A 21917-nucleotide genomic window follows, 5' to 3' on the forward strand; every position below is an offset into this window, starting at 1 on the left:
TGATTTGAGTGTTTTTTTGGTAACGAACAAACAATACACAATAGATATATTGTATACAATATTATTTATGCAATAATTACATAAATAGATAGTAATATTATGATTTATATAAAGATTATTTATTATTTTTTTATTTCAGCCCGTTTTCGATACCACTTGTACTCAATACGAATGGTTTGAAAAGTAGGTAGGGCCTAATCTAACCCAATGAATTATTAGATATATTTCTCATATGAACTTATCTGATTAGCACCTAAGCCAGTACAATTGGATCCACTTCAACTCGGCTGCTAGCCAGAGCGTTTTACTCAGCCTTCAACTTACTCGTTTTACGTTTCATATAAATTCGCCCTAGCCCAATCAAATTACTCACCAAAAAAGTACTTTCTAGCACAATCGCCATGGGTGAGTCGACATAGCAATTATGTATCAGCCAGCACACCGTACCTAACATCATCACACACCGAAATGCCACCTGCTCGCGAATAAATGCCCCTAATGTCAATAAAATACTACCAAACACAGCGTAAAGTTCATAATTTGCATTTAAGTGTACTAAAGGTGGCACTGTATTGAGTAGTAGAAACCCGATAAGTAAGCGCTTTGACTGCGATTTGATAAACACGAGATACCTGAAGCTCGCAACCGCCATAAGCAAAGCACCAGCCATTGCATCAAGTAGATAGAAGTGAATTGCAGTGAGTGCAGTAGACAGGCTTAGTGCCAGTAACACCTGCTGCCGTTTCATAAATTGAAATGAGGCAAGATCGAGTAAAACAGCAACGGTAACCAAAACTTGAGATAATAAAAACATGACAAACTCCTAAAAGAAGCATTGTCATAGACAGTTAGCTAACTGTAATTCACCTAAGTTAATTTTCGGTCGTTATTTTCTTAAATGGTACTTTTATCGTAATTTCGACACCTTGTAATTTCGCCGTTTTACAGCGGATCTCGCCTTTTAAAAGTTGCGTTACCAAATTATAAACAATATGCATGCCTAATCCGCATCCGCCTTGATTACGTTTTGTTGTTACAAACGGTTCAAACAGCGTCTTTTGCATTGCTTCGTCCATGCCGACACCATTGTCGCTGTATACAATAGTCCAGTGGCTATCTGTTGCCTCGACTAACACGCTGACCGTGCCAGAGGCACTCCCTCAAACCCATGGATAATAGAGTTGTTAAATAGGTTTGCCATTATTTGATAAACCGCGCCTGGATAGGTGGAGAGATTTACGCCAGCATTCCCATCTATCGATAAATATACTTCTTTATTTTTAGCCAATGGTTTCAGTGAGTCGAATACATCATTGATATATTCAAGCAGGTTAATATCACGCTCCGCCTCACTTGATTGATCCACTGCGACTTGTTTAAAGTTACTAATAAGGCTTTCTGCTCTTTGCAGATTGCGACTGATCAGCAGATAGCCTTCTTGCTGTGCATCGATGGAGGTGACCAAATCTTTTTGCTTAAGGGTTTTATTCTCAAGCTTTTCTACCAGCTCAGATAAACAATCTTCATTATGCGAAAGTGCGGTGATAGCTATACCTAACGGGGTGTTGATTTCATGCGCAACACCCGCAACCACAACACCCAAAGAAGCCATTTTTTCACTTTCAATTAAGTCTTCTTGCGTTTGCTTTAACTCAAACATTGCTTGCTCAAGTTTCTGATTCTTTTTATATAGCTCATCGGTGCGCATCGCGACTTTTATCTCAAGTTGCTCGTTTAACGACTGCAAAGCTTGTTGATGTGCTTTCAAGTCTGCAATATCTTTCAGTGCCCCCGCTATCCGCGTTGCCCTACCATTGTCATCTCGAGCCACCACTTTTCCTCTGTCTAATACCCAGATCCATTCTCCTTGTTGATCTTTGACTCGAATAGACAGTTCATACACGTCTTCACGTCCGTCGACACAGGATTGAAGACGCTCCTCAAGTAACACACAATCCTTTGGGTGTACAAACTGGTCAAGTTCATCGAGGATGAGTTTATCTTGGAGATGACTAAAATCGATCCTTGGATTTACGCTGTAACGATAAATTTTACCCGACTCAACATGCCAATCCCAAAGTTCATCACCACTCGCCCACAATGACAACTCTAACCGCTCTTGTAGCGCAGACATTTTCTGATTATCCCGCAGTACTTGTTGATAGCGCCGTTGTCTCGCTCGAACAAATGCAGCGATGATCAGCACCATGACTAGGGTATATAGGGTTTTCGAGTAAGCATTCCACCAAATTGGTGCGTCGATATAAATACTAAATTCATGAACGGGTGACTGCATATTAAAGCGGTTCACTGTATAGGTTTCTACTCGATAGGTGCCGGGTTCAAGCTGGAGTAAGTTTATTTGCCGTGCTCCATTTGCAAGTTTTAACCATTTGTCGCTTAATCCTTTAATACGGTAATAAAAGTTCAGCTTCTCAGAACCAAAATCCAAGCTTGAATATTGTAGCGATATAATATTTTGGTCATAGCGTAGCCGCAATGAACCCGCAAGCTCCGGTGCGACCGTGAGGATCCCATCTAGACTTGGCTTTAATGGCTCGCCTAGTAATTCGATAGTGGAAACCAAAATAGGTCGCGCGGTATTTGAAATTGATACATTCTGAGGAAAAAATTGATTAAAGCCTTTGGCTCCGCCCATAAAAATTCGGCCATCAGGGGCTTTCCACGCGGCATTGTAGTTAAACTCATGTGCCTGTACTCCATCAATGGGTAAAAAGTTATCAATGGCAAAGTCCATTACATTGACGCGCGACAGCCCACCACTGGTACCAAGCCACATGTATTCGTAGTCATCATAAACTAGCCCCCATACAGCTTGGTTTCCTAGTCCTTCTTGCTCACCAATAGTTCGAACAACTTTCATTTGTTTATCAACTAAACTAATACCCGCTTCACTTGCAACCCAGATACGTTGCCAAGGATCTTCATCTATCATAAAAACCAAATTCGACTTTAAGCCATCCTCCGTGCTGAGGTTATGAAGCTGACCTTTACTAAATTTGAACAAGCCCTCACCTATAGAACCAAACCATAAGTCCTGTCCGACCACTTTAAACGAAGACACATGTGAAGGCGCATCTGAACGATTTTCAAAAAACTGCATTAAGGTTTTCGACTCTTCGTCGTACCTCATTAGACCCAGCGTCCGAGAACTTACTAATATCTGTGATTGGTACTCAATGACGTCATTAAAACTGAGCTCTGGGCCATTGTCTGAGTCTGGCATCAGATGACTGATTTCCCCTTGAGTTAAGGCATATCTAACAACACCATCGCCTCTTGTTGTTACCCACAAGGTATCATCATAAATTTTTACTTGAGTGATAAAGCTTCCTCTGATTGCAGACAAACTCGGGAAAATTCGATGCGCTTCGATAAAGCTCGATTTTTGATAAATATATAAACCGGATGACGTACCTATCCAAAAACGCTCGCTACTGTCTAATGCAAAATTTCTGACATCGGGATGCCCCAAAGGGGCGTGCGGAAAATTTTGTTCTCCCACATGGCCGAACGACTCGCTCAGTTGGCTAAAGAAGTGCAGCCCCTGTGATTCCGTACCAATCCATAAATCGCCATTTCTATCCCGTTGAACGCTCAGAACATTGTTGTCTTGTAGTCCATCATATTGCTCTACACGACGATACCAATGCCGTTTTATATTACCTTGCAGGTCTAAAATAAACACACCCGTATTGGAGGCGACGAGTATTTCATTCGCCCTTACTTTAATTTGATGAATGCTAAGATTTACTTTCGCGCTGACCGACTTTTGCCATTGCACTTTATTAAACTGAGTGTCGAAACTAATGATTTTATCATCCGCATCAACAATGAATATCCGTCCATGGGAAAGCGACAGTGTTTTAAATTCACCTTCCAACAACACGTTCGCACCGACTTTGTCTTTTGGCTGACTGACTAAACCATCAGCATTGAGGTAAACAAACGCATCTCTTGTTTCTTGGACTTCACGAACAAATTTACCGGTTAAATAGAGTTTTTCAGGCGTTAAAGTTTGGTAGTTAACTCGATAAGCATCACCTTCTTCTGTTGATACAGTGACTGATTCTCCATAACAGGCCACTTTTCTAACCCTGTCGGAGCCCACCGCCTCATTCTGTGCAGCTAAAATAGAGCGAAAGGTCCCCGCTTCAGTATCGTATATGCTAAGCCCAGTGCTTGTTCCGACCCAGATATACTTGCCGCTATGACATAGCGAGGTAATAAAGCCACCTGAGAGGTGATGTTTGGAGTTCTGTTTTACTTCAAATTGAACAAAATCATGACCATCAAAACGATTTAGGCCTGACTGTGTGCCAACCCAAATGTACCCGAGTTGATCTTGCGTAATGGCAGTTATCGTGACCTGAGTGAGGCCAGAGTTATAGTCGTAGCGGCGCATAACCTGCGCTGTATCGCTAAATTCGGGAAAACTGGCTGCACAAGGAAAGCTCGGTAATAACAATAGCAGTAACACACAAAACCATTTCAGTGTGCTGTATGGTACAACGAACAGATACATGCGCTTGAGTAAAGTCATATAGTCGAGATGTTAGCCCGCGTTATATTAACTATAGCAAAAGCGAAAAAGAGCATGTGTTTTTTGATGGGTTTAGCGCATCACGCAAGCTGACACGTATAGCCAAGCTAAGCTGCGAATAGCTGAAAACGGTTTATTCAGCCTTCAGGTCACTTACTAGGACTTACAACTCAAAATGACTGTGGATCCCAGATCCGTGCAGTAGTTCATACTTTTCGAGTAAGCCATTCTCAAGCGTTACTAAGCTAATCGCAGAGTCAGACACCAAATAACCATGCTTTTTCAGCGATGAAGGATGCTTACTTACTGATAACTGCCAACGTTTCGTAAAGAGATTCAGAGGGCTATATTTGGCGTATAAAATCGTGTCCATTTTATCTAAGATATTGATAAGCGGCTTTGGAAATTCGTTCTTTATCCCTGATGCAGTTAACTGCCAAATTCGGTTATCATGACGACCAAAACGTGCCTGAACCGAAAAACAAAATGAATAATGTACGTCTCCAGAGAGTATAATAGTTTCTTTAGGTGTATCTGGACGCTTAAAAATTTCAATGAGCTTTTTCGCAGCCCCCTCATGTGCCATCCAGTTTTCCACATCCACCACCAACGGTTCACCAAAGGTATTAAATATGGCTTGTATGGTTTCGATTGCCTTTACTCCAAATACCGGGGCTGGGCTTACCATCAATACTGCACTGTGGTCGATAAGCGTGTCTTGCAGCTCCATCAACATTTCCCAGTCGAGTAAACCACTCGGTTCATTGAAATCTTGTTCATTACGCCAGCGATGTGTACGGGTATCTAGCACCACCACTTTTGGGAAGGTATCTAAACAATAGTGCCAATGTGTGAATCGACGAACTTTTTTGTCAAACGCCGAAAAGTGCCATTCGTTGTTAATTAGGCTTGCATTAAACTCTTTTGTCAGCGCCCCACTATATTCAAATGCATCATTACCAATGCCTTGAAACAGCCAATAGCTAATAATGCCATTACTGATGATGCGGCGACTCACTTTATGGTTCGCAATTGCCTGCTCCCATTTAGCCGTCAAATTCCAATCATCGGTCACATCATGGTCGTCAAACATCATCAGAATGGGCACGTTCGCACACAACCGCTCAGCACTAGGCAGCGTTTCAACAAAGCCTTTTAGGGCGTCAAGTTCAGACTCGAATATTCGCCTAACTTTATCGTTGCCACCGTCATAATGAAGCACGTCAAAGTTAACCAATTGCCAAGCAAGATGAGAGAAGTTTAGCAAGTAACAGGCAACAAACTCTTCGAAGAAAATAAGGTGATTAAAGGCCTTAACACTTGAAAAGTGTGGTTCATCCTTTCGAAACCAATAGCCCGGCGAAAACTTAGAGCGCTCTTGCCATGGCGTCTTCGGTAGATATAAGTGACGATGGTACAGCTGAGCTTGTTGATCAGCAGGTAGGTGCACTGGCAGTTTAGTTTCTTTAAACAAACCCAATCGCGCTACAAGTTGGTGAATAGCCAACAACATGGCGCCAGCAACATCATCTGCGTAGATCTGATCGCCAGAAAAAATACACAAGTCAGCACCTAACTCACCAAGCTCGCGCTGCTGCTCCTGCCACTGATCCGCAGTATGTAGGCTGTCTTTGGAGTGATGGTGCGGATTACGGCATGAGCCATGCAATATCTGATTCAGTTTGGCCGGTATCGCAAAGCTGAGCGATTCACCGTAACGCAGATAATCTGGCTTATACACAGCACCGTTAATGAGCACTTGATACTCTAGAAGCTGCCCCGTTGGCAATGCCTCCTCGCTGCAGATCATCAAAAAATGTAAAAAGCAGGCTGCTCCGAGCTGAAAGGTCTCAACCTCACATCGACTTTGGTGGGCCAATAGCGAAGCCGAGATGTCCACCGCTTCACAAGTCACAAGCTGGATACAAATTTTACTTTGCTCAGCTCGCCGCACTTGCGGGCCCATCAACACCTGAGGTAGCTGATTAAGTTGTGCTACCATCTTGGCGTTTCACCAAATTAAATAAAGAATAAAAGTTATTCGTGGTTTGCTCTGCAAGCGCTTTGTAGCTCATTCCTTTTAAGTCAGCAATATAATATGCAACGTCTTGTACATAAGCAGGCTGGTTAGTTTTACCACGATGCGGTACGGGTGCAAGATAAGGTGAGTCGGTTTCAATAAGCAATCGATCCATCGGAATTTGCTTAACGACTTCCTGAAGCGCTGTCGCATTTTTAAACGTCACAATACCCGAAATTGAAATGTAAAAACCAAGATCTAGTGCCTGCTTTGCCATCGGCCAATCTTCGGTGAAACAGTGCAGCACGCCACCGCAATTCTGCGCATTGTGGGCACGCATGATGTCTATCGTGTCCGCTTTTGCATCGCGAGTATGGATGATCAGTGGTTTTTGCAGCTGATTAGCTACGTCTATGTGTCCAGCAAAGCTTTCTTGCTGTACCTGATGTGTGTCTTTTGAATAATAATAATCTAACCCAGTTTCACCAATAGCAACTACTTTATCATTACTTGCCAGTCGCACTAGCCTTTCAACATCCAGTTTATCTTTTTGGTCCAGTGGATGTACCCCACAAGATGCAGAAACATCATCAAAATGAGCTATTTTTTCTAACATGGATGGAAATTGGTCTAGCGTCACGCTAACACATAAAAAGTGTTCTACTTGTTTTTGTCTCGCGTTGCTGAGTACTTCTTCAAGGCTTAGGCCTAACTTTTCAAAATCGAGTCTATCTAAGTGACAGTGAGAGTCTACAATCATACTGGCTCTACATGGTGTAAGTTGGTTTATCTGAATGCAAAGTCGCACCCAAAAGCTTGTTTATTTTATCGTTCAGAGCTGGCGCGTCAACAAACGCAACGCCAACACCAGGAGGATTAGAATTTTGCGCGCCTTGCGGTGTTAACCAAGCAACGACCACATCGACTTCGTCCGCTTCTAGGGCATCTGGCAAAGTTACTCTGAGCTTTAACTCTTGTCCCATATCAAAGTGAGCATTGGACTTGATAAATATGCCACCGGATTTCAGAAATGGCATATAACAACGATATAGCTCATCTAAATCTTCAAAATCCGCAAGTAACTCTTGCATGCACCACCTCTTTATAGCTGTTTTTGTAAGGCAAAAAGTAAATTTGAAATGCTAAGGTTTTGATTTAACCCTAACACATTTTTCTGTTCGTACATAAAACGATGTACTACGTTGACTAAGTCTTGGTATTGCGTAAAACTCAAACCATTGCCTTGTCTCATCGCTCCTTTAAGACGCTTGAGTAAAAAACGGGCGAATACATCGCTCATTGCACTTTGCTTTAATAATATCTTTTCAACCGTTTGCGCACTCTCTGCCGTTAGCTGATTCGCTGCATCATAAAGCGCTGTCACATCGTTAAGCACACCTTCTTGCTGCCACGCTTCGATAATCAATGGCTGTAGAGAAAATTCATCAAACCAAGGAAAATCACAAGCGACATTTCTAGCAGCCAGCCACTGCGCAGCCTCTGCTTGGTTGGGCGAGTGTACCGCTACTTTATTACAACGGCTCAAAATGGTGGCAGGTAATTTACTGTCATCATCGCTGGTAACGACCAAATAACGATTAGCATTTGGCTCTTCAAGTGTTTTTAACAGCGCATTAGCGGCTGAATGGGTCATCAAATGCGATTGTTCAATCAACGCGACTTTATTGCCACCTTGCTGCGCAGAATGGTTTAAGAAATGCGTAATTTCGCGAATTTCATCCACCCCGATTGATTTCCCCTCTGGCACTATGCTCAGTCTATCTGGGTGATTACCGGCTAAATTCAAGTTACACGGCTTACATTGCCCGCAGGCAGTTAAATGTTGTGGATGTAAGCATAAGAGTGCATCAGCTAAGTGCGACGCAAGCAGAGACTTTCCCACCCCTTTTTTACCCGATAACAGCTGAGCGTGATGCAAGCGGCTATTTTGCTGTGCCCGAGCAAGATAACTCAGAGATCCGTTGAGCCAACTTGGAAGCAAATTATTCATTGCTATCCACGGGAAGGTGTTTGGCTATCAAACTATCAAGCAGTTCAATACTTTGCTCAAGCACTTGCGCTTTACTTTGACTGGCATCAATTACTGTGAACCGAGTAGGTTCATTCTTCGCTTGAACGAGATATCCCTCACGTGCACGCAGCAAAAATTGTTGCTTTTCATCTTCGAGTCTATCTAACCCCTCACCTCTTGATTTTACTCGCTTTAAGCCCTCTTCGGGGTCTAAGTCCAAAATCAAATTCATGTCTGGGCGAAAACCGCCGAGCGCAAGCTCATTAATAGTTGTGATGGTGGCAAGATCGAGCCCTCTTGCATAATGTTGAAAACTAAATGTTGCAGCATCAAATCGGTCAGAAATAACGACCTTACCTTGCTCAAGTGCTGGAATGATCTTTTCGCGAACATGCTGAGCACGGGCGGCTCCAAACAGCATGAGTTCGGTCATGTCTGCCATTTCTGGGGTTGAGGGGTCAAGAATGATCTCTCTGATCTTCTCAGAGATCTCTGTTCCACCGGGTTCACGAGTCATCACAACTTCAATACCGCGCTGTTTTAAATGCGCTTCCAGTCCGGCAATAACTGTCGTTTTTCCTGCGCCATTGCTGCCATCGCAGACCAGCATAAACCCTTTTTTCATAGCAAGGACGTACTCATCATTCTTATTTGGCCGTTATTTTATCGTGTTTTAGTGAATTATTCACGAATGAAATAGAATTGAATGGCCTAATAATTTGAATTTGTCATTCTGAAAAGAATTTAAAACAGAAAAATTTGGTCTACAATAACAAACACATCCGATTAGTTTTATGTAAGAAACGTCCAATGCTGAGCAACGTTAACATACCTTTTAGGCCCGCGAAGGAAGCGTATTGATATGCAGGGTAAAATTCTTTGGTTGATGTTCATGTTACTTTTTCTGGTTTATAGCCCAGTAAATGCGCGTGCAAGTGAACCGCTAGAGATTGATGTCGCAGTAGGGCTAGAGAACTTTGACTTCCAGCCGTTATTTGAAGAATTCAGTGCGAAAACAGGTATTAAAGTTAATATTCTTGCCTTTAACAACAATCAGTTAAAAAGCGAATTATTGCTCTATGCAGATGCCCTACAACTGCCAGATGCGGTTATTATTCCCAGCGATTATATGGGATTGTCAGAGCTGCAATTTTCTCAAGTGCCAGAGTCTTGGTTGAGCAAAACCCTCACACAGAAAGTCATCAAAAACAGTAAGGTCAATGGTGAACTTAAGGGCGTGCCAATTATGTATGGCAACCACCTTGTTCTCTATTACAACCGTGCGCTTGTGCCACACCCGATTACGGACTTGCGAACCTATGCCCAGCAAGCAATAGCAGACAAACCAACATTAGGCTGGAATTTTTATGAAATGTATTGGTTTGTGACCTTCGCAAACGCGCTTCAGCCCAACCTCATCCAAGCCGGCGTGCCACAGCTCGACACCAAGGCGATGCGCCTCGCAATTTCAAATTATCAATCGCTCCTCAACAGCGGCGTAATTGACGCTGACTGTGTTTACCAATGCTTAATGAATCGGTTTAAGACCGGTAAGCTTGATTATTTTGTGAATGGAATTTGGGCATATCGTCAACTTAAAGACAAGCTTAAAGACGACTTAGCAATCGCGCCTTTACCGATGTGGGGTAATCATCGACTTAGGTCTCTAGCATCGTCTCATGTACTGGCTTTTCCTGCCAATGGCATAGAATCTAAAAAAGGCCCGTATCTAAAGCTGCTTGTTGACTTCATGCAAAGCCAGAAGGTACAAGATAAACTGTGGGATGAACTCAATGCGCTGCCAGCGAATGGCGACAGCTTAGCTGAACTTACGAAGCGCGACGACCAAGCGCTGTCTCAACTGATTGCCTCTTTGCAAGAAACCTATCCACAACCTAATGAGCCTATTATGGCCTACGTTTGGGAAGCCATGTTAAAGGGACTAACACGCTATTTAGGTGGTGTGTATAGTGTCGAAGAAACGACACAATATATGCAATTTATCGTCACAAAGTCGGGACAGAATGAAAGCAAATCGCAGCATCGTTGATGAAATAAAAAGAAAAATTACTGCACTATTTTCCCTCTTCCTTGCAGTACTAGTTGCGATGGTTGTCTTTTCCCTGATGCAACAAAAGGCGACCTTAGAGCAAGAAGACGTTAAACGCACTGGCGCTAGTCTCGTCAGCGACTTTAAGGCGCAAGTCAACGAGCTTATCTATCAAGTTGCACCATTAAGCGAAGATCATATTTTATCAACCTTACCTAGCGATTTACTTTTTACTCAATACGCGGTTAAAGCGTTAACTAACTTAGTCGACAACACCGACATGGTAAAGTCCGCATTTATCAACGACGGTTCTGTATTTACCGTAGAAGGATACCCTTTTGATATTCTACGTTGGAACAATTCGGTATTTAGCGAGCATACTAACAAGGTCCTTTCGCAACAGCGACGTACATTAAAAATCGACAAACTGGTTGTCCCTGTTGAAAGGGTGGAACAAAAACCGTCTGATCAAGCTAAGTTGTTTCTTGCCATCCCTCTTAGGCAAAAATTATCTTCGTTAATGCGGCCCTATAAGTATACTGGTGTACTTTTCCTCGAAATCGATCTAGCACCATTTTTAGATTCAAATCAGGAAAAAGGCACTATCTGGCTCACAAGTAAAAACCTTGTGCTTGAGGACACGCATTTCTCAGAAGCCACTGAAGGCGTCTACCGCAGCCCTATTTATTCATTAAAAGACGATTTTGTTGAACTTGATTTACAGCTACAACGAGAAGCCGATGTATACAGTAACGACATTGTAAGCGCAGTTTTATACATAGTCCTTATTGGGTTGATACTAGTGGTATTACTTACCTGGTATTTACGCCGATTAGCAAAACGCTTGACCAATCCGATGCAAGCACTTGAGCGTCATTGCGAACGACTAAAACGGGGACAGTACGTGTCTGCGAAGAGCGATTTTGAATTTAGAGAGCTAAGAACGCTTCAAGTAACCCTTAACCAACTTGCGAAACAAATCAAGGAACAGATAGGTTCTCTTGAAAGTGAAAAAGTGAAAGCGCAAAGTTCAGAGCGTGCAAAAAGTCACTTTCTGGCGAACATGAGCCATGAACTAAGGACGCCACTTAACGGTATTTATGGTGTTTTTCAGTTAATGAAGCACCATAGAAATGCAGCAGATTCCAAGGAACTCATTGCACAAGGCATGACATCCACAGAAACGTTACTCAGCTTACTCAATGACTTACTTGATTTTTCTAAAATTGAAGCAGGTGAACTAAAAATGGAGTCAGCGACGGTAGACATCAGAAGTATTGTCACTGAAGTAAAACAAGAGTTTGTCCATACTGCCAGTGCTAAGCACATCAACCTTATTGTACATACTGAGGAGCTCGCAAACCCTTATCGACTCGGTGATTCGCTTCGTTTAAAGCAGATACTACGAAATCTAATCTCCAATGCCGTTAAATTTACCAGTGGCGGCTCTGTAACCGTTATATTCCAAGATGGTGGTAAGCACCTTTCTATCCGTGTAATAGATACGGGCACCGGTATTTCCGAAGACGCGCTCAAGAAGTTATTTAATCGTTTTCAACAGGCGGACTCGTCGACCACCAGAAAGTATGGTGGAACCGGTCTTGGACTTGCGATTGTTAAACAACTCGCCGAGTTAATGAACGGCCGCGTTACGGTGACGAGTAAAGAAGGTATTGGCAGTGAGTTTAAAGTTGAACTTGTACTTGATATTTGCGAGGCACCTGAACAATCCACAATTCAAGATTTGCAAGCCATACCCGCCTTGAAGGATAAAAATCTATTACTAGCTGAAGATAATCCACTTAATCAAAAAATATTTAGTGCCATGATTAAACCAACTGAAGCAAATCTTGTAATAGCCCAGGACGGTGAAGAAGCGATTACGCTTTATCACGAATTGAAACCAGACATCTTTTTTGTGGATATTCAGATGCCCAAAAAAGATGGCCTGAAAGTATGTTCAGAAGTCAGAAAACAAGATAAAAGAACCCCCCTTATTGCCGTCACTGCCAACGTGATGTCGGGAGATTTAGAAAATTATCAGCAACTCGGATTTGATAATTGCGTCGCAAAACCAATAGATATGAAAAAACTTTATGAAGTGATAAATACCGTTGTGAATTAGCGGTCAATTCCGCCCGATTTGACGTGGTTAGATGTAGTAAGCTAAATTGAAGAAAGCTCACTTAAATTACAATTGAATAACATAGTAAGATTCTTATAATTTTAGCCTTTAGGGCCTGTTGATCTTTCAAGTTTGTTTTTGCAGCAGTTTGACTGGTATTTATACAAGGCAGAGCCTGCGTAGCATAGTCATTCTATGTAAGTCTGGCGATAACACAGTAGAAATGCCAGTCAAGCGCTGCCCTTTGGGTTCACCTGAGTGCGCTTTGTTCATTGTTGCTCAACTTTTGCCTAGATTACTAGGCGGCAAGTCGAGCGTCGCGATCAAAACACACTCAGAAGAACAAAAATCAAACAGCAAAGGTCAACAGGCCCTAGTTAAAAGCGCAGACATTCACCTAAGGTAAACTTCTTTTCGTGCAACATTAAATTAGCATCCAAGCCATCATACCATCAGCGTTTTTACCAGCAGTAATTGCTTGGTTTAACGAATGTAATTTCATAGGAGTCAAAAGGAATGACAACCATTGTCTATAATGCAAAAACAGCCGAAATAGCCTGTGATAGTAGAACCACTACCGACAAGATTATTGTTACCGATAACGCTCAAAAATGGTTTGATTATCACGGTTGGAGGGTATTTTGTACTGGGCAGACATGCGATATATACAATTTACAGCACAATTTTTCAAATAACCAATTTGAGACGATTGAGAGTTTGGAGTTCATTAAATACCACCCTAAAAAAGGCGTATGGTATGGTTGTGTGAAAAGGGGCACTTGTAAATCTGAACCTTTAGCGCAATCTTATGCCATAGGCTCAGGTCAACAAGCGGCGATGTTTGGTTTACTCAACGGTTATAATACTGTGGAAATCATTGAGCAAGTTAAACGTGTCGATTTTAGAACCGGTGGCGATATTCATTGCTTTAAAATTACCGAGCCCATGGAAAACACATAAGCCAGCGTCAGAGCACGTTGGCTTATGCTCACTTGGGTTAGTTAACCTGAGCTTCGGATAATTAATGCCTTTCTAGCAGCCAGTTTTAACGCTAACTGCGTTGAATTCACTTCCAATAGCCAGCTATTGGTACGTAAATTCGCCTTGTTATCCCCAAAACTCTCTGGCTAGGTAAGAAGATGGTTTAAGGTGATTAAAAAACAGTTAGTTAGTTCATTCCTTATCCAAACCTCAGGTTAGTTAAATAACTGAAAGCTCTACCGAAATATTTCCTCGAGTGGCATTTGAATATGGGCAAACTTCGTGGGCTTTTTCAACGAGTGACTGTGCAGTTTCTTTGTCTAAGTCGCCAACTGATACTGCCAATTTCACCGCTATCCCAAAGCCACCGTCAATTGGCCCAATAGACACTTCAGAATTAATATGTGTGTCTTGCGGGAGCTTGACCTTTGCTTTGCCTGCCACCAATTTTAATGCGCCAATAAAGCACGCCGCATAACCTGCTGCGAACAATTGCTCTGGATTAGTCCCTTGCCCGTTATCACCTCCTAAGCCTTTTGGCGTCGAAAGTGCGACGTCAAGACGACCGTCATCAGACTTTGCCACACCTTCTCGACCACCTGTTGCGGTTGCTTTGGCCGTATATGCAATACTTTGTAGTTCTTTCATTTCGCTCTCCTAAGTTTGTGCTTGTAGAGTACTCACCTACACCCTAACGCAGCGAGGCTTTACTCTAGATGAAGTAGACGCAACTCAACATTTATTTTGCACATAAATCGTAAAGGAAATAACAGACAAAGCCCTGCTCTCAATCGTTAAAGACGAAAAAGATAAGCGCAAACGAATGGTAAAACTACAAAGTAAAGGTCATGAGCTGCGACATCAAGTTGCCACAATTCCCGAGCAGATCCGCTGTAAGTTTCCAAGTATCGACGAGCAAAAAGCACAAGCACTTATTGAATTACTTGATTCGATCAATGGTGATTTGGCTTAAAGTGAAAATCAATAGAGAGTCATTGTAGCGCGCGTTCTAAATGTGCCAAAAACGCTGATATTTTTTTGGCCAGATGTTTGCGGCCTGCATAGAACGCGTAAAGCACAAGATCTTCCGGCTGCTGCTCTAACTCGATTGGTATCAGCGCGCCTGACTCAATTTCTGCTTTACAGGAGTTCAGTGGCAAGATGGCAAACCCAACTCCAGATAGCGCGGCAGACTTGGCTATAAACCCACTGTTTACTCTGAAGTTCGATTTAACATTTACCGTGGTCAATCTTCCTTCCTTGGCGGTAAATATCCAAGGCGTCCCATTTACGGCGGTAAGGGTTGAAATACAAGGGAGAGAGTGTAAATCTGATAATCTATATGGCGACGTATGCTTTTCTAGCAAGTTGGGGGCGGCCACGACCACGCTTGGTAATCGAGCCAGCTCTTTGACTACCCAATTGCTATCCTCAAGCTTGCCACGATGAAAGTAGAGTACAACATCAAACCCATCTAAGAGGTTTTCTCTTGGACTCAGGCTGGTATCACAACTAATTGAAATTAATGGATGTGCAGCGCAAAAGCTTACCACCGCTTGGCCAAGTATGGGGATATCGGGCATCACTATACGCAAATGACCCATTGGCGTAGAGGCATGTTTACTCACCTCTCGCAATGCATCCGATAGCGAATCGATTAACGGCTTGGTACTCACATAAAGCTGTTCGCCCGCCTCTGTCACTGAGATCCGTCTTGTCGTTCGTTCCAACAATCTTGCATCAAGCTTCTCTTCAAGTAGTGCGATGTGACGACTTACGTTAGAGGTAGGGATATCCAGAAACTCTGCCGCTTGTTTAAAGCTCAAGCATTCATAGACACAGTGAAAACTGTTAAGCCACTGAGGGTCAATCTGATCAATCATTTTATTAGCCCAAAATATGGGTTTATCAATTCAATAATAGACACTTTATTACCTAATCAAGGCTAATACAATCAAGACTTCTTTGTTTACATCAATTAAGGATGTCTATGTTTTCAGCTTCAATGACCACCTTAGCAAGCCCAAAAGCTAAATTTGGGTTATGTTTTGTCATCCACTTTTTAATCGCATTAGATGCATTAATTATCGTGCCCTTTAGTGCAGAAATGGCGCTAAGTTCAGGTACCAGCCCATCAAATTCAGGACTACTCGTTTCAGCTTATGCAATTGCCGCAGCTTTCACTTGTTTATGGGTGCGTGGTACCGGCAACCTTTCAAAGGAGAAATACAAGGTCTTTATTTTTCTGTCAGCAACCACATTGTTAACCTTGCTTACTTCAGCGCTCGAGAGTTTTTATATCCTGCTTTTCGTACGTGCATTGACTGGCATTTGTGGCGGCGCACTGGTAGTACTTAATCTCAACTTGGTGATCCAGCTAAGCCATGAAAACGACAAGAAAAAAGACACCGCGATACTGCTGAGTGCCTTTCCACTCGCCTTGGCAATTGGGATCCCTGCTCTATTATTTATCACTGCAAATCAAGGCTGGCAGTTGGGGTTCATGATACTAGGAAGTGGCTTAGCCATTACAGCGCTATTATTTACATTTATATTCCTCTCAAACATAAAGCAAGCTTCGCAAAGCAGCGCTAGCAACCCAATGCCAAGCAACACATTTAACCCGACCAAAACCCTTAAATACGCGCTGTTCATCGCATTTTTTGTGGTGTTAAGTACATTTGCAATTTCAACTCAATTTCCGGTGATGCTAATTACCAACTTAAGCATCTCAAGCTCGATGCTAAGCGCATGCTATTTGTTAAGTGGTGTGTGTTCGTTTACTGCAATTCAGCTATATGCGCGAAGTAAGCTAAACAATCACACCACCTCATACTTAATTTACTTTCTTAGTGGCTTGATGATATTGGCGGCCTTGTTTGGCTTTACGATAAGTTCAGTTATTTTTGCAGCCGGACTTTTTACCCTGTTTGTGATTGCAAGCGCTACCCGCTCAATGATCTTAGTGACAGAACTTATAACCTCACTTCACGCAGAAGAGCGCAGTACCTTTATTAGTCTGCAAAATGCGATACAGCACTTTGCGATAGCCTCTGGCGGCACCATTGCAAGTTTGCAAGTCATGCCCCGCGAAAACCACACGCTTAATTTTAATGTCTTGATTGTTATCTCAACTCTATTGGTAGTTATAACGGTTGTTATGTGGAAAAACTTTCAAAGAAAGCGCTTTTAATCGCGGTTTAGTGATTGCTCAATAGATAATTGGGCAGCTTGATAAAGCAATAAGTGATGTCGCTTCCCCAATTATCGCTTTGCTCTGCTTTAATAACACAATCCGCCATGGTTACGCCTTACTCTAAGCGCGCCTCTATGCGATAATGCCTATCTATCGTTAGTCATATGTATCCGCATAGCGGCAAACAGCTTAGTTATCACGATATACACACTGGTGTGAACTGATATACACAGTCGTCATAACATCACGACAAATATGATTAACCAAAACAAACAAAAACAGTAGAATAACTTTTTGATTTTATGACAAATACAAACCAATCAGATACACCAAATAATGCCCAGAACATCCCGACTATCTATTGGCACGACTACGAGAGTTGGGGTGCGACGCCGCAAAAAGACAGGCCAAGCCAGTTTGCTGGGATCAGAACGGATCTGGATCTCAATATTATTGGTGAGCCACTGATTGAGTATTGTCAACCAGCGCCTGACTACCTCCCGCATCCTCAAGCCTGTTTGGTCACTGGGATCACACCGCAGTTAGCACTAAAAAAAGGCCTGACCGAGGCCGAGTTTATGGCAAAAATCCACGCGGAATTTGCCAAACCGCAAACCTGCGTTGCTGGATATAACAGTATTCGATTTGATGACGAGCTGACCCGTTATAGCCTCTATCGTAATTTTTATGACCCCTATGAACGCGAATGGCAAAATGGCAATAGCCGTTGGGACATCATAGATCTGGTAAGAGCCTGTTATGCGCTTCGCCCAGAAGGAATAGAATGGCCAACCCGTGAAGATGGCAACCCTAGTTTTAAACTGGAACACTTAACCGTCGCCAATGGCATTGAGCATGGCGCCGCCCACGATGCATTGAGTGATGTTACCGCAACGATTGCGCTGGCTAAACTGATTAAAACCAAACAGCCAAAACTGTATGAGTTTTACTTTAATCACAGATATAAAAAAGCGGTGTCGAGCCTAATCGACGTTTTCAATATGCAGCCTTTAGTACACGTTTCTTCTATGTTTCCGGCACAACAAGGTTGCACCACTTGGATTGCGCCGATGAGCTTTCACCCAATCAATAGTAATGCCGTGATCTGCTTTGATTTAACACAGTCGCCGGAGGTATTGAATGACCTTGACGTTGAGGCACTCAAACAACGGCTTTATACAAAACGCAGTGAATTGGGTGATGATGAGCTGCCGGTGGGATTAAAGCTAATACATATCAATAAATGCCCATTGGTAGCGCCAGCTAAGACCCTCTTGCCCGAAAACGCAGCAAGGCTTGGAATTGACCGCGAACAATGCCTTGAAAACTTGAAGTATCTTAAAGCACGTCCAGAGCTAAGAGATAAGGTTGCAGAAGTCTTTAGCGATGAAAAGGGATTCGAGAAACCAAGTAATCCGGATTATCAACTCTACGATGGTTTCACTAGCAAAGCCGATAAAGCCAAGTTTGCAATCATTCGCAATGCATCGCCTGAAGAGTTGGCAACCATTGAACTGGATTTTGAAGACGGTAAATTTAACACTTTGCTGTTTCGCTATCGTGCAAGAAACTGGCCGCAGTCGCTCTCACCTGTAGAGCTTGATAAATGGCGTAAATACTGCCAGAACAAGTTGATGCATAATGAAGATAACCCTTCAATTTCAGCCGAAGATTTTATGCTGGAGCTTGAAAATTTAGTCGCAGAAAATGAAGGTAATGAGCGCAATATGCAGATCTTAAAAGCGCTTTATCATTATGCTCAAAGTTTGTAAGAGGCGGGTTTTCGGCCTATAGATGTAAGGCCTAAAGATGTCGGCCTAAAGGCCGACCTACAGATTTAGGTGTTACCCATTTCCCAGTACTTTGGCAGGATCCGTTTTGGTGGCTTGCCAAGCGGGATATAAGCTTGCGACGACTGCCATAACAAAAGTTGTGACTAAACTGATATAAATGTCTGTCCAAATAATTTTGCTCGGTAAGTATTCAATAAAGTAGACGCCTTCAAGCGGATTGCTATCACTCATATTGATCCAAGCTTTAAAAATATCGGGAATATTAATAGCAATAAAAATGCCGATCCCAGTGCCTAACAGTGCACCAATCCCTGCATACGTCACACCTTGTAGCGCAAAAGTCGAGAAAATCGTACTGTCCTGTGCGCCCATGGTTTTCAAAATGGCAATATCCGCCCGCTTTTCTTTTACTTCCATCACCATAGAAGAGACGATATTAAAGCTCGCCACAGCGATGATCAGAAATACCACGAGATAGACGATAGTGCGCACCATCTGAATATCTTGATACAGTCCGCCTTGCGTTCGAAACCAAGACGATACGTACACTAAATCGGGTAATGCCCTACCCGCTGATGTCGCAATTTGCTGTGCCTGAAACACATCACTCACCTTGGCACGCAAGTCCGTTACTTGGTCTTCTCTAAAATCCATCGCTTCTTGCAGTGCGTTAAGTGGCACTAAGGCTAATGTTTGGTCAAGTGGCCCGCCCATATCGATAAGCCCCACCACCGTCGCCGTTAATCGCTTTGGCGCAGCGAGTGGATTATCCGAATGTTTGTTAGCAACCAAGAGCTGGATATTATCGCCAGCCAAGACACCAAGCTTGTCAGCTATCCCTTTGCCGATGATCACTTCACCCGGTTTTAGTGCCTTTAGTTCCGCACCTTTTATAAAATCACCTATGCTCGACACTGTATGATGCCTATTCGGTGCGATCCCTTTTAACTGCGCCGCTTTTAAGGTGCCTTTGTATTGCAGCATGGCTGTTAAGTTAATTTCAGCCGTCGCGCTTATGACGCCACGCTGACTCTCCAAGAGCTCTACTTTTTGCTGCCACGCTTGAATAGGGTCGTAAGGTGCTTGATAACTCACTTGCGGCACCACCGACAACAGGCGCTGCTCTAATTGTTCTTCAAAACCATTAATCACAGAAAGTGCGACTATCAATACAGCCATACCCAGCATTACACCTAGCGTAGAAGCACGGGTCAAAAAACCAATAAAGCCAAGCTGACGTTTAGACTCTCTAAAGCGTTTGCTTAAAAAATAACTAAGCATGCTGATACACACCTACTTTGCCATCGTCCAGTTGCACTGCACGACCAAGCTTATCTGCCAACTCTAAGTCGTGTGTTACAACAACAAAGCTAGTTTTTAGCTGCTGATTGAGTTCAGCCAGCAAGTCATAAATTCGCAGGGCATTATGCTTATCAAGATTGCCGGTTGGTTCATCAGCTAGCACCAAATCAGGTTCTGTTACTAACGCTCTTGCTATCGCAACACGCTGTCTCTCCCCCCAGAAAGCTCTGATGGCTTATGATCAGCACGATGACTCAAGCCCACTTTATCGAGCATGCGTAATGCTTTTTCGCGGGCTTGTTTTGCTTTATTACCGGCAATTAATAATGGCATCGCCACGTTTTCAACCGCGCTAAACTCCATCAACAAATGATGAAACTGATAGATAAAACCCAAGTGCTTATTTCTAAATTCCGCCTGCTTTTTACGTGACAGCTTGCCAACTTCCACACCTTTGATTTTTACACTGCCGGTGGATGCTTTATCCAAGGTGCCGAGAATATGCAGTAAAGTACTTTTACCTGAACCTGAGCTACCTACTATCGCAAGCATTTCACCTTGGGTTACAGATAAATCAACGCCTTTTAATACCGTTACTTCGGCTTTACCATCTTGGTAGCTTTTGACCAAATCTTGGCAGTCAATGACTAAATCACTCATATCTTAATACCTCTGCTGGCAGCACACTCGACGCGCGTTTAGCTGGATACAAGGTTGCTAAAAAGCTTAGCAATATGCTGCCCACTGCCATAATCGTTAAATCTGTTAGTTCTATTTTGACAGGAAGTTCAGCGCCACCAAGCAACTGAAGGCCTGCGAGGTGTAGCACCTCATTAATATTGTTCGAAAGCAATAATCCACCGGCAACACCAATTAGTGTGCCAAAAACGCCGTTATACATCCCTTGCGCCATAAACACTTTTGCTATCATTTGTGGTGTAAAGCCAAGCGTTTGCAAAATGGCCACTTCCCCTTGCTTCTCACTCACCATCATAGATAGCGCTGAAATGATATTAAATACAGCCACTATCACAATAAGGCCAAGTAATAGCGACATAATGCGCTTTTCCATAGCAACCGCCGCAAACAATGTGCCTTGCTGAGTTTGCCAATCCTGTGTTTCGAGCCCCTGCAACAAGCTGTCCGCTTGCTGGTAAAAATCAGGCAGACTAAAAGCATCATACAAATGAATGTTAAGGTCGTATTGCTCTGGTTTCTTGCGCATTAACCGCTGTAAACTCTTCCCGTCGGCAAATGCCAAATAAGTGTCAGCTTCGCTTTGGCCATCATATATAGCAGCAACAGTGAATAAGCGCTGCGTCGGCGTGCGACCAAGCGGTGTGTATGTGGTGAATTCAGGCATGATCACGCGGAGTTGTTGACCAACGCTTACGCCAAGTTTATTGGCTAAATAGCGACTCAGGGCCACTTGGTATTTTTGCTCGTACAATCGAGTTAAACTGCCGACACGCACTGCATCGTCTAACGCTGTTTCATACCCTTGAAATAGCCCTTGAAGTTGCACGCCAACCAAATCTTGATTGGTTTGTAGAATTACATCACTTGCAACATATGGCGAAACTTGCTTAACCAACGGATGATTTTCAATGGCTTGTAATTTATTTTGATCAAGTTGCTCATTTTCCTTAATTTGCACATGCGGGATCAAATCAAGCATGGCGGCTTTTAAGGTTTGCTCAAAGCCATTCATCACTGAGCTGACGGTGATCAAACTCATTAAGCCAAGGGCGATACCCGCAATTGAGAAAAATGAGATAAACGATATAAATGCATTGCCTTTCGCAGCACGGCTATATCTTAACCCAACAAAGAGGCTAACTGGTTGAAACATAA

The 21917-nt window shown here is 43.0% G+C and carries 19 protein-coding genes and 1 pseudogene; 7 read left to right on the top strand and 13 right to left on the bottom strand.

Annotated features, from left to right (window positions below; all coding sequences use genetic code 11):
* Positions 1 to 304 precede the first annotated feature (304 nt).
* The 8 genes from B1L02_RS08920 to tmk form a co-directional block, all read right to left on the bottom strand.
* Complete coding sequence (locus B1L02_RS08920; RefSeq protein ID WP_088530749.1) at positions 305 to 814, bottom strand: YgjV family protein; 510 nt, start codon at positions 812 to 814, stop codon at positions 305 to 307.
* 58 nt (positions 815 to 872) lie between these two features.
* Positions 873 to 1136, bottom strand: coding sequence for an ATP-binding protein (locus tag B1L02_RS24370; RefSeq protein WP_232003167.1), 264 nt, complete (start codon positions 1134 to 1136; stop codon positions 873 to 875).
* The gene (locus B1L02_RS08925) at positions 1130 to 4564 is read right to left on the bottom strand and encodes a ligand-binding sensor domain-containing protein (RefSeq protein WP_232003168.1); all 3435 of its coding nucleotides are present in this window, start codon (positions 4562 to 4564) and stop codon (positions 1130 to 1132) included. The genes B1L02_RS24370 and B1L02_RS08925 overlap by 7 nt, the downstream gene beginning before the upstream one ends.
* Positions 4565 to 4727: 163 nt before the next feature.
* Positions 4728 to 6566, bottom strand: a complete 1839-nt coding sequence (locus B1L02_RS08930) for an alkaline phosphatase D family protein (protein WP_088530750.1) — start codon at positions 6564 to 6566, stop codon at positions 4728 to 4730.
* Entirely contained in the window at positions 6550 to 7344 is a 795-nt protein-coding gene (locus B1L02_RS08935; RefSeq protein WP_088530751.1) for a TatD family hydrolase, read from the bottom strand. The genes B1L02_RS08930 and B1L02_RS08935 overlap by 17 nt, the downstream gene beginning before the upstream one ends.
* 7 nt (positions 7345 to 7351) lie before the next feature.
* On the bottom strand, positions 7352 to 7675 hold the full coding sequence (locus tag B1L02_RS08940; RefSeq protein ID WP_017217485.1) for a PilZ domain-containing protein: 324 nt from the start codon (positions 7673 to 7675) through the stop codon (positions 7352 to 7354).
* A gap of 11 nt (positions 7676 to 7686) precedes the next feature.
* Positions 7687 to 8595 (bottom strand): DNA polymerase III subunit delta', encoded by a 909-nt coding sequence (gene holB / locus B1L02_RS08945; RefSeq protein WP_088530752.1) that lies wholly within the window; start codon positions 8593 to 8595, stop codon positions 7687 to 7689.
* Positions 8588 to 9241 carry a dTMP kinase gene (tmk, locus tag B1L02_RS08950; RefSeq protein ID WP_088530753.1) on the bottom strand — a complete coding sequence of 218 codons (654 nt, stop codon included), beginning with the start codon at positions 9239 to 9241 and terminating at the stop codon, positions 8588 to 8590. Before tmk ends, holB begins: the two co-directional genes overlap by 8 nt.
* Positions 9242 to 9478: 237 nt before the next feature.
* Between tmk and B1L02_RS08955 the strand changes: the two genes are divergently transcribed.
* From B1L02_RS08955 to B1L02_RS08970, 4 genes are all read left to right on the top strand, one after another.
* The gene (locus B1L02_RS08955) at positions 9479 to 10666 is read left to right on the top strand and encodes a sugar ABC transporter substrate-binding protein (RefSeq protein WP_088530754.1); all 1188 of its coding nucleotides are present in this window, start codon (positions 9479 to 9481) and stop codon (positions 10664 to 10666) included.
* Positions 10641 to 12791: an ATP-binding protein gene (locus B1L02_RS08960; protein ID WP_088530755.1), complete on the top strand. Its 2151-nt coding sequence runs from the start codon at positions 10641 to 10643 to the stop codon at positions 12789 to 12791. Before B1L02_RS08955 ends, B1L02_RS08960 begins: the two co-directional genes overlap by 26 nt.
* Positions 12792 to 13014: 223 nt before the next feature.
* Complete coding sequence (locus B1L02_RS25080) at positions 13015 to 13197, top strand: hypothetical protein (RefSeq protein WP_088530756.1); 183 nt, start codon at positions 13015 to 13017, stop codon at positions 13195 to 13197.
* A 110-nt stretch (positions 13198 to 13307) separates the two neighbouring features.
* Positions 13308 to 13751: a hypothetical protein gene (locus tag B1L02_RS08970; protein WP_088530757.1), complete on the top strand. Its 444-nt coding sequence runs from the start codon at positions 13308 to 13310 to the stop codon at positions 13749 to 13751.
* Positions 13752 to 13991: 240 nt separating this feature from the next.
* Here the strand turns inward: B1L02_RS08970 and B1L02_RS08975 are convergent, their stop codons facing one another.
* Entirely contained in the window at positions 13992 to 14420 is a 429-nt protein-coding gene (locus B1L02_RS08975; protein ID WP_088530758.1) for an organic hydroperoxide resistance protein, read from the bottom strand.
* A gap of 175 nt (positions 14421 to 14595) precedes the next feature.
* On the opposite strand from B1L02_RS08975, the gene B1L02_RS08980 reads away from it, so the two are divergent.
* Complete coding sequence (locus tag B1L02_RS08980) at positions 14596 to 14745, top strand: hypothetical protein (RefSeq protein WP_223192056.1); 150 nt, start codon at positions 14596 to 14598, stop codon at positions 14743 to 14745.
* A 19-nt stretch (positions 14746 to 14764) separates the two neighbouring features.
* Here the strand turns inward: B1L02_RS08980 and B1L02_RS08985 are convergent, their stop codons facing one another.
* Entirely contained in the window at positions 14765 to 15655 is an 891-nt protein-coding gene (locus B1L02_RS08985) for a LysR family transcriptional regulator (RefSeq protein ID WP_088530759.1), read from the bottom strand.
* Between the two features lie 107 nt (positions 15656 to 15762).
* On the opposite strand from B1L02_RS08985, the gene B1L02_RS08990 reads away from it, so the two are divergent.
* Both B1L02_RS08990 and sbcB read left to right on the top strand, forming a co-directional pair.
* On the top strand, positions 15763 to 16965 hold the full coding sequence (locus B1L02_RS08990) for an MFS transporter (protein WP_088530760.1): 1203 nt from the start codon (positions 15763 to 15765) through the stop codon (positions 16963 to 16965).
* A gap of 305 nt (positions 16966 to 17270) precedes the next feature.
* Positions 17271 to 18740, top strand: coding sequence for an exodeoxyribonuclease I (sbcB, locus tag B1L02_RS08995; RefSeq protein ID WP_088530761.1), 1470 nt, complete (start codon positions 17271 to 17273; stop codon positions 18738 to 18740).
* Between the two features lie 72 nt (positions 18741 to 18812).
* On the opposite strand, the gene B1L02_RS09000 is transcribed toward sbcB, so the two are convergent.
* From B1L02_RS09000 to B1L02_RS09010, 3 genes and pseudogenes are all read right to left on the bottom strand, one after another.
* Entirely contained in the window at positions 18813 to 20042 is a 1230-nt protein-coding gene (locus tag B1L02_RS09000; RefSeq protein WP_088530762.1) for a lipoprotein-releasing ABC transporter permease subunit, read from the bottom strand.
* A pseudogene (lolD, locus tag B1L02_RS09005) lies at positions 20035 to 20723 on the bottom strand (lipoprotein-releasing ABC transporter ATP-binding protein LolD). The gene B1L02_RS09000 and the pseudogene lolD overlap by 8 nt, the downstream one beginning before the upstream one ends.
* The gene (locus B1L02_RS09010; protein WP_088530763.1) at positions 20716 to 21915 is read right to left on the bottom strand and encodes a lipoprotein-releasing ABC transporter permease subunit; all 1200 of its coding nucleotides are present in this window, start codon (positions 21913 to 21915) and stop codon (positions 20716 to 20718) included. Before B1L02_RS09010 ends, lolD begins: the two are co-directional and overlap by 8 nt.
* Positions 21916 to 21917: the final 2 nt, after the last annotated feature.

The sequence above is a fragment of the Pseudoalteromonas piscicida genome (genome assembly GCF_002208135.1).
Lineage (GTDB): Bacteria > Pseudomonadota > Gammaproteobacteria > Enterobacterales > Alteromonadaceae > Pseudoalteromonas > Pseudoalteromonas piscicida_A.